A 12,080-nucleotide genomic window follows, 5' to 3' on the forward strand; every position below is an offset into this window, starting at 1 on the left:
CTCCTTTAATAATTTATTTTAGATTCATCTATTAAATCAGTAACTTTTTTATAATAAGCAATAGCATATCTGTACATTTTTAGTGTATATTCTCCAAAAGCTACACCAAGCGCTTGCTTGTATTCAGCCCAAAGAGCCCATAAAAAACCTCCTAAAGCAATATATATGTATACCCTTAACCGCTCTTCATAAGTTGGATTTCTTTCTAAATAATAATTCATTAACTTCTCAATTTGATTTTCATCAAAGTAGCTGTATATAGCAAACATAGACACATCGACTAGAGGATCATGCATTGCTGCATATTCCCAATCAATTAATTTCATATTGCCGTCTGTTAATACTAAAAAGTTATCACTGTTTGCATCAATATGGCAAAGTGTTGTTGGCACATGAATTTTATTTAGAATAGACATAAGTTCATTCATATTTATTCTAACTTGAGAATAATTTTCATATAAAATAGCATTTAATGGCTTACATAAATTCTCATAAAAGTCTATATTTTTTTTAAAACTAAATGTGTGTTCAACGTTTAATTCACTATTGTGAACATATTTTAATATGCTCATACATTTTTTTAGTTCATCTGAATTATCTGTATCTACACTTCTTATATTTTCTTCATAGATTGAAATTTTAATACCATCTTCTGGATTAATGTAAACTATATCTTCAGTTATATTTAAGGGAATAATTGCTTGGAAACTGTTATATTCAGCAACTCTATCAACCAATTGTTCTGACCCTTCTCCAGGTATGCGGCATATATATTTTTTATTCTTAACTTCAAAAAGAAATGATTTATTTGTCATACCTAATTTTAGAGGTTTAATACTATGTATTTCATCTTCATTTATATTAAAAATATTAGTTATTTTGTTTAGAATAATATTATTTGATTTTTCTTTATAAGTTTCGTCAAATTCTCTAAGTTCTTCTAAGTTCTCAAACTCATAAATAGTATCTGAAGGTTGCTTGTTTGCATACATTTCTAATTTACTTAAATTCCTCATAAGTACATGTTCCCAATAGTAATTATTTGAACCTTTTTGATTATATGTTTTTTCAATTAAAGGAACTATAGTATTAGAAAAGCTTTCTGTAAAATATGCAGGCCCATACATTTGCCATGCATTATACCCTCCTATTTCTACCTTCTTAATCATATTCTTTTTATCAGTCTCAAAACACCATTCAGCAGTATCTCCATCAACTTTTGTAGAACAATACCAACTTCTATATTCATAAGAATTAAAGATGTTTTCGATTAAATAATTATCACTGCACAAAATATATGTATTTTTAAGTAAATCCCTTACATGATAAAGAGACGAAAGGTTATTTTTCGTCATAAAATCAGGACTATAAACAAGCTTCACACCATATTTATCTATAAGATATTCAAACTTTTCTTTTAAATAGCCTACTACAATAGTTATATCAGTAATATCAGCTTCTATTAATTGTTTTATTTGTCTTTCTATCATTCTCTCGCCATAAACTTCTAATAGTCCTTTTGGCATTTCATAAGTTAGCGGAACAAATCTTGAACCAAAACCAGCTGCTAATATGATAGCATTATCCACTCTATAATTATCAAGTAAATCAATTGCTGTTTGTGTTAAAAGATAATTAGTCTCATTTTTTATCAAAAATTCCTTGTTTATTAATTCTTTAATTAGCATATTAGTTTTTCCTAAAGATATCGAACATTTCTTTGATATTTCTCTTTGTGATAGTTTTGAGTTGCATTTTAACTCTCTAAAGATTTTAAAAGATTCTATATTGTTCATTTATTCACTTCCATTCCTTGATTATTGATATTATATCATACGTTTTGTTCAAAGTAAAACATTTTTAGTGTATTTTGAACAATAGCAACCCATTTTATTGGATTTTAACCAAACTTCTTTATTATTATTTAAATTTTCAAATAATAATATTGATTGTTAATAAAAAGATTATATTTACAAACATAAAATATTATGTTATTATAAAGACATAAACAGATTAACAAAAATTAAATCAGTACAAGAAAAGGAAGTGATTCCACCAAAATATTAACTTTCGTTAGATAAACTATAGGACTAGCTAATAGAAAGGGGATAGACCAATGTACCAGATTAAATTTTTAGAGGATAGTAACATTTTATAAATAATAGGTCTTTTAGAAATATTGATAAATAACTTTCGACATGTATGAATTAAAGTAATATTTATCTCTATTATTAAGACAAAGGTTAAACACTTTGGTTTATATGTATACTATGCTTTACTTAGTTAAAAATTAAAATAATAAATATATATTTAAAGGGAGCTCACATTGTGAACTCCCTTTAATTGTTTTTATTATTTATTTTAAACACCACATTCTTCTATTTCTATAGAAAATTCTCCGCAATTCTCACAAACTATAATACTTACAATATAACTATTATCAACTTTTTCCGCCTTTAATAATTTATTGAAAGAAGTATTTTCGTATTCACTTGATATACTGCTGGTTACATAAGTACCTTCCTTAGAAAAAATGTAGAAATGATACTCTAAATACTTATAAGTCTTTTCTTTTTTACCCTCATAGCAATTTTCACACGGCTCTCCAAAGTATTCTAAATCAAAATTAATATTCTTTGCCCCATTCAATAGCTCCATAGCATCTGACAATTCAAATCCATTAACCGGATTCTCTTCATCATTGATAAAACACTCACAGTTCTCTTCTTTTAATTCATACTCTTTATCATTAAAAACAAATTTATACATTTGTTATTCACCTCCAAATATCAATGCACAATTATGCATTGTGAATTCATAATTGTGCATTATATATTATACTTTATATTATAACCATTAATAAAAACATTTTTCAATAAAATTACCCAATGAATTTAAACATTGGGTAATTTTATTCTATCCTTTAAAAAAAATCTATTTTTCATAGTCTTGTTATTCACATTTCTATACTTCTCAATTTCATTAATATCAATATTGATTTTATATAATTTCTCTTTGCTCTCCAAATATTTACTAACTAATGTTCCATTACAATCCCAGCAAGCTACTCCTCCACCAGACCTCTGTTCTAAGTAGACTGAATTTAGAGCCATAACATACATTCTATTATCATAGGCCCTTGCACACATATATTTATTCCAAACATCTAAACGTCTAGATGTTGACATTGCACTAAGAGCATGGGGTGCAAAAAACATTTGCGATCCCTGCAATGAGCATTCCATAGCAATTTCCGGAAAATGCATATCATAACATATTCCAATTCCAAATTTAATTTCATAACCATCTGCATTTACTTCAAATACTTTTACTTCTTTTCCTTCTGTAAAGTTATTCTTTTCTTTTTCTCCTAAATACATCTTTCTATAACTTCCCTGATAACCTTTTTTTGAGTAAACTTTTTGACTTATAAAAATTTTATTCCCCTCAATTTCTACAGTTCCTACAAGTACAGTTATTTCATATAATAAAGAAGCTTCTTCGATTTTCTTTTCGTACTTTAATAAATCTTTCTTAAAGTCTTCAAGCCTCTTTAGCCTTTGTCTTATGTTTATAACATATCCAGTTAAAGATAACTCAGGAAAACATACTATTTGTATACCTAATTCTTTTGATTCCTTTATAAAGTCAATTATTTTTTTTACATTCTTCTCTAACTCAAAACACTCTGAATCCATTGTAACTAATCCAACTTTTATCACAAAATATCATTCCCCTTTATTTACAATCCTTTTTTTCCCATTGTTATAAAATAAGGACAATCATTTTGTTCATCGTTAAATATTTTTACATCAATATTAAAAACATCCTCTAAAGTTTGTTTTGAAATAACATCCACAGGTTTTCCTTTTTTGTAAACATTGCCATCCTTTAAAACAGCAATTTCCTTTGAGTATCTAGAAGCTTGATTAATATCATGTAAAATCATAATAATTGTTATGCCAAAATCTTCATTTAATGATTTAACAAGTTCTAATATTTCAAACTGATGTGAAATATCTAGGAATGTAGTAGGTTCATCTAAAAGTAAAATTTTAGTTCTCTGTGCAAGTGCCAATGCTATCCAAGCACGTTGTCTTTCCCCTCCTGATAAAGTAGAAACCAAACGATGCTGTAAATTTTCTATACCTGTAGAATCAATTGCCCAGTCAATTATTTCAATATCCTTATTTGTTAATCTGCCTGTAATACCTAGATAGGGATATCTTCCATATCCCACTAAATCTCTTACTGTAAAATCATCTGGAACCTTTGGATTTTGTGGAAGAATTGCTAGTTTAGATGCAACTTCTTTTGTATCTGCTTTATGTATCAGCTTTCCATCAAGGTATATAAAACCTTCCTTTGGTTTTAAATTTCTAGAAATAGCTTTTAGAATAGTAGATTTTCCACTTCCATTAACCCCTATTATTGTTAGAAAATCGCCTTCTTTTATTTGGAGGTTGATATCTTTTACAATATTAAAATCTCCATATCCAAGAGTAAGATTTTTTGTTTTTAACATTTTTTTCTTAAACCTCCTCTTAAAAGATATAAAAAGAATGGAGCTCCTAACATAGCCATAATAATACCCACAGGAAGCTCAACAGGTTCTATAATAGTTCTTGCAAATGTATCACATAACATCAATAATGATGCACCAGTAAGTGCACTTGCAGGAAGCAAATATCTATAATCTGATCCAATAATCATCCTAGTTATATGTGGAACAATTAATCCAACGAACCCTAATAACCCTACAATACTAACAGCTGCTCCAGCTAACAACGATGATACTGCTATTAGTATAAACCGTATTCTTTCGACATTGATTCCTAAGCTTGTTGCCATTTCATCACCCAACATTAGTATATTAAGTTTTTTTGAAAAAAACATTGATAATATAAAACCAGTTACTGCATATGGCCAAATAATTCTAAAGTGCTTCCATGTTTTAGCAGCTAATCCTCCTACCATGAAATCAACTACCCCCTGCACTCTATCGGGGAAAAAAATCATAAGTCCATTAATCATAGCGCCTAAAAACGCCGAAACTGCAACTCCAGCTAAAATCATACGCATAGGTTTAACACCATTTTGCCATGCAAGAATGTATATCAACATAGTTGTTACAAATGCACCAATAAAAGAAAATGGTGTTACTAAATTTATATGTGAAGGAAATAATATCAATATAATAATCCCTGCTATACCAGCTCCTGAAGATACCCCAATAATGTTTGGGGAAGCAAGGGGATTTTTCATAATCCCCTGTAATATAGCTCCCGATAAAGCGAGGCACATTCCAACTAATCCTGCTACTAAAGTTCTTGGAAATCTTATTGTCCATATAATTTGTCTATTTAAACCTTCTTCATACTTAAACAACGCTTTGAATACGTCAACAAAAGATATTTTACATGCGCCAAATGATGTACTAACTATAATAGAAGTCACACATATTACACAAAGAACACTAATTACAGTTATTCTATAAATCATTCTCTCATGTATAACATTTATAGACTTATTCTCATTGGATTGTACTTGATTTATCACTATATTATTCCTCCTAGAAACTTATAAAACTTAACATTCATCTATATATTATTTTATTTCTCCATACATATAATCATAAAGCATTTCAAATGCTTCAGGGAATCTTTCATTTGGTTTATTCATAAATAAGTCTTTTGGAAGATAATAATACTTACCATCTTTTATAGCATTTAATCCTGCCCATGCTTCATTTGATTGAATATCTTCACTCATTTTTGTTTTACATGCTTCTATATCTCCCATTGTCTTTACGAGTATAATGTCTGGGTTCTGCTCAAGAATTCTTTCCATACTAAAATCAACTCTTGTAGCATCTTTTATAGCTACATCACTAACAATGTTTTCCCCACCTAATTTTTTAACCATATCACCAGTTGTTCCATTTTCCAATTCACATGATACTGATTTACTAGTTGCAAACATGATTAAAACTTTTGGAGCATCTTTGCCTTCTGACTTTTTAATTATAGCTTGTACATCTTTATCTGCTGAATCAACTTTTGCTTGAAGTTCGTCTTCTGTACCTGCAATTCTAGACATTAAATCTAATATTTCTATATAATCTTCATAATTATTATATTCAAGATATAAATATGGAATATTGTTTTCTTCTAATAAATCTTTAAGTTCTAAATGACTCTTCATTGTACTTGATAATATAACTAAATCAGATTGAAGTTCTAAAACCTTTTCAGGACTAACTTTACTCATGCTTCCAAGTTTTTCTACATTCTCAGCACCTTCTGGGAATGCAACTGATTTTGATGTTACACTTGCAACTGCTTCTCCTCCTGCATAGTACCATAAGTCAAGAAAAGATGCATATAAAGATACAACTCTTTCTGGATTCTTTTTGATTGTTACTTCATTTCCAAATGGATCTAAGTATACTAATTGAGTTTCATTTTCTGATTTAATAAAGGAAGGTTTTTCATTATCAACAGTTTCTGCTATAGTTTCTTTTGAATTGTTTGTTTTGTTTGAGGCATCCGACTTGTTACAACCTACACTTGCTAATAATGTGATTGTTACTAATAATACTATTAGCAATAAGTTTGAATTGATTTTTTCCATTGTCTTTTTCATTTCTTCCAACTCCTATAAATAAAATATTTTCGGAGCGAAGAGAGAGGCATTTTATCAAACTGAATATAAATAATCGTATAAATTAAAGTTGAATACTTATATTAGCCTAAAATAAAATCTTAAATTTATAATAAGATTTTATTCTTCAATGTTTCTCGCCATCGCTCGTAGCGTTAAACGATAACAATAAAATTTTGAATTGCTATCGTTCCTGAAACAAATAGACAGGTAGGTCTTCTGACTTAGTTTTACCGTTAATCTCAATCCTTCCCACCAAGTATAATTCACAATGCATAAATGTGTATTGAACAAGGTAGTGGTATATTTGAGTAACTCCACTTCACAGCGGCGTGACCGTTCAGGATTTTAACCTGATTCCCTTTTCGTTTATAGAACCAATAAATTCTATCAACACCTGTATATTACTTAATTTCTATTCTAAATGATACATTTAAAGTGTATTTTTGTCAATGTAATTTACCTTAAAAATACTATTGCTATTCTGCTTTACTATACTTAGTAACAAAGTCAGCAAAACCTTCATATGTAAAATCATCAGTATTACTTATATCCTCATGTATTGCTTTGAAAAAACAAGAAGGAATTTCTCCTGCCTTAAGGCATTTCTTAATACATAGATCACATCCATATGAGTGATTATGTGGATTAAATTTACAATTAGTGTCTGTACATGTACAAAAGTGTTTATTATTCAATTTATATCATCTCCTTAATTTATAGAGATAACTCACTTCGTTAATTTATCTCTATTAGTGACAAGTTACAAGTAACAAGTGATAAGTTAATGTTGATTTTCTATCGATATTGAACTAATAATTGCATCTAATTCTTCTTTCGTAGCACCGTTTACTAAAACAAAATATTCTATTTTTTCATCCATATCATAAATCTGAAATGCAACTTTATTAAAGTCCCCAAATTGAAATCCTTTAATTTTATCAGTCTTAAATTGGTAAAGTCCATTTTCAGCACCAGAGTACATTGATATCTCTTTTAATACTAAAAACATATTCATATATACTAATTTTTCTAGAGATTTATTTATAGAGATATCTTCTGGAGAAGTGCCGTAAATTAACTTAACTTCTTCAAACTCAGTTACGTCATTCATAATATTGTAATAAGGAGATTTCTTAAATTTCTCTATCTCCTTAGGTTCTAATTCAGTATATAATTCTTCTAACATTTCCTTAAATAAAGGTTTTGATTCAAATCCCCCTCTAATAGCTATTGCTTTATCATTTTCATACTTAAATCCTGCTATACCTGGATTATCTGATTCATTATGTTTACTTTCAGAGGACCCTATTCTTTCAATTTCTTTCCCCCATGGACTTCGCAAACTTAATCCATCATATGAGATAACATACATATTACTAGTGTCCATTGAATTAGAAATATCACGCCACTTTAATTTAGCATAAGCTCTAGGATTATCCTTTTCCGAATATTGATGTTTTACTGATAGTACAATAGATAATTTTGCTAGAAAATCAGGAAATAAAATCATTGTTAATACTATAGTAATGATAATAATTGCAAGTGTAATAGATATAACTTTTAGCCATTTTTTCATGATTTGATTTTCCTTTCTAAAGTCCTAAATATAGTTTTTACTAAACCTAAGAATAATTTTAATCTTAAATCATCCTATTCATTTTATCACATTTATTAATAATTTATTTTATTTGCAAAACAAATGCATATATAGCTAAAAAGTAACTCCACTTCACTAAGAAATTCTAATTTATTTTCTTAAATATCTGCTAAAAAATTATAACTCGCATGCTCAAACAATAATTTTTCTTAACGCATATATTACAAAAATAAATAAGAATTTCTAAAGTTTGTTACGATGACTTTTACGCTATATATGCTTCTTCTCACCACTGAAGGATGGAATTTATAAATCAGTGTAAATATTTTACACAATGCTACAATGTATTGATATAACTGCATTTGACAAGTAGGGAATTCCTAAAAAAATTTATGAATTCCTATACTATAAAAAAGCATTGATTCAGGATTATCTCACTTAAATCAATGCTTATATTTATAAGTTTTTATAGGGTTCAATTACTTCATTAATAGCTTTTAGGTTTTCATCTGTCAATTCCCATTGAAGTGCTTTTAGATTCTTTATTATATGTTCAGCTTTTTGAGCTCCAGCAATAATTGAAGTAACTGCTGGATTTTTTTCCAACCAATTTATAGCTATTTCATTTAATGGTTTTCCAATTTCTTTTGCTATTTCTTTTAATTTTTCAACACCTTTATAATAAATAATATAATCTTCTCCATTTAATTTTGGATTTGAAGATCTTACATCACTTTGTGAAAAGTTATTCTCTAATTTAAAAGTTCCAGTTAATAATCCTTGGAATAGTGGACTATATGGCAAATAAGCCTGCCCATTTTTTTCACAGAATGGTAGTACCTCATCTTCAGTTCTGTAATCCAAAGGAATTGTATGATATGAACTAGGATTACGTTCCATCATATTATATAGCCCTTGTTGAGAGTCAACAGAAGTCATCTCCATAATTTTAGAAACTGATTTTAGAGAAAAATTAGTAACTCCAAAATATCTTATCTTTCCAGATTTCTTTAGAAATTCTATAGCTTCAATTGTTTCTTCAATTGAGGTGTTTGGATCTGGCCAATGTAATTGATATAAATCCAAATAATCTGTATTTAGACGTTTCAAACTATCATCTATTTCTTTTAATATACTATTTTTTGTTAGGTTATTCTTTACATTTCTATTTTTATCCCAAATCAATCCACATTTAGACGCAACAATAACTTTCTCTCTTTTACCATTAGATAATGCCTTTCCTAAGACTTCTTCCGCATGTCCGAAACCATAAATAGGTGCAACATCATAAAAGTTTATACCTGCATCCACAGCAGCATGTATGGCTTTTATTGAATTCTCATCATTAGTGCCATCCCAAACATCTCCTCCAGAAAACCCCCAACATCCTAAACCTAAAACTGATAACTCTTCTTTAATTTGTTTTACTTTTTTGAATTTCATTTTTTATCCTCCCTCTATAATAAGTGATAAGTGACAAGTTGCAAGTGACAAGCTAATGATGATTTTCTTGCAGAAAATCTTAAATTAAGCCTTTACAAATTCTATTAACGTTTCCCATTAATACGTATTTGGGGTCGTTGAAGAATAATTTCTTCTAAATAATTATTTCAGCTTTACGGTACCGGTCCCCTAAAACACAAAAATTTTATTCACACTTTTTTTCAGAACCTTTTAAAATCAATTTTGGAGAAATTATAACACTATTTGCCTCATCATTTGAATCATTTAATCTTTTCATCAATAACTCCATAGCCATTCTACCCATTTTTTCAGTATCACGGTCTACTACACTTAAATTTATATTAAAGATATCTACTAATGGCACATTATCAAAACCTACAAAAGCTATATCTTCTGGAATCCTTAGCCCTGTTTCAAAGATAGCTTTCAAGAATCCTAAATTACTTAAATTGTTACTTGTAAAAACTGCTGTAGGCGGTTCTTCCATATTAATAATTCTTTTAGCTAATTTATAAGCTGTATCTGTAGTGAAATCTCCTTCAAAGATATATCTTTCATCTATTTCCATACAGTGATGTTTAAAAGCTTCTTTATAACCTTCTAATCTTTCTCTACCAATTTTTAGTTTTAAATCTCCTGTAATAGTAGCTATTTTTTTATGTCCTGCTTTTATCAAAACATTTACAGCATCAAAAGCTCCTTTTTTATTATCAATAAAAATACCGTCCCAATCATTATAATCAATATCCCTATCTAAAAGGACAACAGGAACTTCTAGTGCATTAACTAATCCAATAAACTCTTTATTATGACTATCAAATTGGATTAATTTCTCGTCAGTAGCAGGTGTAAGAATAACCCCTTTTATTCTTTGCTCTTTTAACATTCTAAGGGCATTTTTCTCTTTTTCTTCATCATTGTTAGTGTTACAAAAGATTATACTAAGACTATTTTTATCAGCAACGTCACTAATTCCTTTAAGAATTTCCCCAAAGAAAGGATTATCTGCTTCTGGAATAATAACACCAATTACATTAGTTTCTTGTTTAGATAGACTTCTTGCCGTAGCAGATGGAGTATAGTCATTTTCCTCAATAACTTTTTCAATTTTTCTACGTGTATCTACATTTACATATCCAGTGTTATTTAAAACCCTGGATACTGTTGATTTTGACACACCTGCTAATTTTGCAATATCTCTTATAGTTAATGATGGCATAATGAGTCTCTCCTTTTTGAATATACACAGATAAATTAGAAAAAGTTCCTTAACTTTTAACTAATCACTCTTAACTCTTAACTATTAAACATGGTACCGGTACCCTAGTATAATTTAAGTATATTCTGTAGTATTCCATATGTCAATATCTATTCTTTTGGTTTTCTCATTTCTTATAAAAGTATAAACTCTGGTGTCGTGTTTCACGACACCAGAGTTTATTATATCCCATAAGTATTTCTATGAAGTTTATAATCACCTTCTACAATATCATCTAGCTGTTTTAATAACTGTTCCTTATCTCTATTTAAGGTTGCTGCTAGCGGAACATAATTGCACACATGGTTACTTCTTAAAACACAATTAGTTACATGTAGGTTCTCAATAAATTTTCTTATTTCTATCATAACTTCTTTCGGTGATAATGGAGTAATTTCTCCTCTATGCACCTTATCATACATTTCAGTACCCTGGTCAACAGTAAGTGTTAGCAAACCTAAATACTCAGGATCAATTTCACTTATTACCTTTGCAGACTCTATAGCATTCATTTCCCATTTTTCTTTTCCGCCTAAGCCTATAATGAGTGTTGCAGATATTTTAATTCCTGCTTTTCTAGCCCTTTTACCAGCTTCAACCATATCACTAACTGTAGATCCTTTTTTTGAATCTTTTAATATTTCATCACTTCCAGATTCAACTCCAAGATATAAGATCTTTAATCCCAAATCTTTAAGTCTTCTTAACTCATTTTCGCTTTTTCTCAAAATGTCCTGCGCGGTGGCATAAGCCGCAACTCTCTCACATTCCGGAAACAACTCTCTTATTTTAAATAGAATCTTTTCTAAATCTTGCATCTTTAAAATCAAAGCATCTCCATCCGCTAAAAACACTCTTTTTATAGTTCTATAATGATGACGAGCCATTTCTAAATCTTCTATTATTTGATTTACTTTTCTGATTTTAAATTGTTTGTCTTTGAACATACTACAAAAGGTACACTTATTATAAAATGGTACCTATAGAATGGACACTAAGAAAAGGTGTTTATTCTATAGGTATTTTTTTGTATACTTTATTTAGAAGAAAGAGAGGTTGAATTTAAATGAGTAAAATCACTTTCACTGAAGAAGA

General features: G+C 28.8%; 10 protein-coding genes, 1 pseudogene and 1 riboswitch. All 11 genes and pseudogenes read right to left on the reverse strand.

Features of this window, described 5'->3' with window-relative positions:
• Positions 1 to 5 precede the first annotated feature (5 nt).
• Entirely contained in the window at positions 6 to 1,796 is a 1,791-nt protein-coding gene (locus ACQ3F0_RS23690; protein ID WP_428868270.1) for a sugar phosphate nucleotidyltransferase, read from the reverse strand.
• A gap of 565 nt (positions 1,797 to 2,361) precedes the next feature.
• Positions 2,362 to 2,769, reverse strand: a complete 408-nt coding sequence (locus tag ACQ3F0_RS23695; protein ID WP_428868271.1) for a DUF3785 family protein — start codon at positions 2,767 to 2,769, stop codon at positions 2,362 to 2,364.
• A 125-nt stretch (positions 2,770 to 2,894) separates the two neighbouring features.
• The gene (locus ACQ3F0_RS23700) at positions 2,895 to 3,722 is read right to left on the reverse strand and encodes a nitrilase-related carbon-nitrogen hydrolase (RefSeq protein ID WP_428868272.1); all 828 of its coding nucleotides are present in this window, start codon (positions 3,720 to 3,722) and stop codon (positions 2,895 to 2,897) included.
• 20 nt (positions 3,723 to 3,742) lie between these two features.
• On the reverse strand, positions 3,743 to 4,525 hold the full coding sequence (locus ACQ3F0_RS23705; RefSeq protein ID WP_428868273.1) for an ABC transporter ATP-binding protein: 783 nt from the start codon (positions 4,523 to 4,525) through the stop codon (positions 3,743 to 3,745).
• Complete coding sequence (locus tag ACQ3F0_RS23710; protein WP_428868274.1) at positions 4,519 to 5,559, reverse strand: FecCD family ABC transporter permease; 1,041 nt, start codon at positions 5,557 to 5,559, stop codon at positions 4,519 to 4,521. Before ACQ3F0_RS23710 ends, ACQ3F0_RS23705 begins: the two co-directional genes overlap by 7 nt.
• Positions 5,560 to 5,607: 48 nt before the next feature.
• Complete coding sequence (locus tag ACQ3F0_RS23715) at positions 5,608 to 6,645, reverse strand: ABC transporter substrate-binding protein (RefSeq protein ID WP_428868275.1); 1,038 nt, start codon at positions 6,643 to 6,645, stop codon at positions 5,608 to 5,610.
• A 210-nt stretch (positions 6,646 to 6,855) separates the two neighbouring features.
• Positions 6,856 to 7,079: riboswitch (cobalamin riboswitch) on the reverse strand.
• Between the two features lie 63 nt (positions 7,080 to 7,142).
• Complete coding sequence (locus tag ACQ3F0_RS23720; RefSeq protein WP_428868276.1) at positions 7,143 to 7,361, reverse strand: DUF6485 family protein; 219 nt, start codon at positions 7,359 to 7,361, stop codon at positions 7,143 to 7,145.
• Positions 7,362 to 7,447: 86 nt separating this feature from the next.
• On the reverse strand, positions 7,448 to 8,242 hold the full coding sequence (locus ACQ3F0_RS23725) for a hypothetical protein (protein WP_428868277.1): 795 nt from the start codon (positions 8,240 to 8,242) through the stop codon (positions 7,448 to 7,450).
• Positions 8,243 to 8,719: 477 nt separating this feature from the next.
• Positions 8,720 to 9,706: an aldo/keto reductase gene (locus ACQ3F0_RS23730; protein ID WP_428868278.1), complete on the reverse strand. Its 987-nt coding sequence runs from the start codon at positions 9,704 to 9,706 to the stop codon at positions 8,720 to 8,722.
• Positions 9,707 to 9,911: 205 nt separating this feature from the next.
• On the reverse strand, positions 9,912 to 10,946 hold the full coding sequence (locus tag ACQ3F0_RS23735; protein WP_428868279.1) for a LacI family DNA-binding transcriptional regulator: 1,035 nt from the start codon (positions 10,944 to 10,946) through the stop codon (positions 9,912 to 9,914).
• A 221-nt stretch (positions 10,947 to 11,167) separates the two neighbouring features.
• Positions 11,168 to 11,941, reverse strand: a pseudogene (locus ACQ3F0_RS23740) (radical SAM protein); the annotation flags it as partial.
• Positions 11,942 to 12,080: the final 139 nt, after the last annotated feature.

The sequence above is a fragment of the Clostridium sediminicola genome (genome assembly GCF_050402865.1).
In the GTDB taxonomy this organism is placed as follows: domain Bacteria; phylum Bacillota; class Clostridia; order Clostridiales; family Clostridiaceae; genus Clostridium_AF; species Clostridium_AF sediminicola.

Bases quoted from the DNA above. Each gene is read 5' to 3' on its own strand.
- ACQ3F0_RS23690 (WP_428868270.1), bottom strand. From the start codon at position 1,796: ATGAACAATATAGAATCTTTTAAAATCTTTAGAGAGTTAAAATGCAAC.
- ACQ3F0_RS23695 (WP_428868271.1), bottom strand. From the start codon at position 2,769: ATGTATAAATTTGTTTTTAATGATAAAGAGTATGAATTAAAAGAAGAG.
- ACQ3F0_RS23705 (WP_428868273.1), bottom strand. From the start codon at position 4,525: ATGTTAAAAACAAAAAATCTTACTCTTGGATATGGAGATTTTAATATT.
- ACQ3F0_RS23715 (WP_428868275.1), bottom strand. From the start codon at position 6,645: ATGAAAAAGACAATGGAAAAAATCAATTCAAACTTATTGCTAATAGTA.
- ACQ3F0_RS23725 (WP_428868277.1), bottom strand. From the start codon at position 8,242: ATGAAAAAATGGCTAAAAGTTATATCTATTACACTTGCAATTATTATC.
- ACQ3F0_RS23730 (WP_428868278.1), bottom strand. From the start codon at position 9,706: ATGAAATTCAAAAAAGTAAAACAAATTAAAGAAGAGTTATCAGTTTTA.
- ACQ3F0_RS23735 (WP_428868279.1), bottom strand. From the start codon at position 10,946: ATGCCATCATTAACTATAAGAGATATTGCAAAATTAGCAGGTGTGTCA.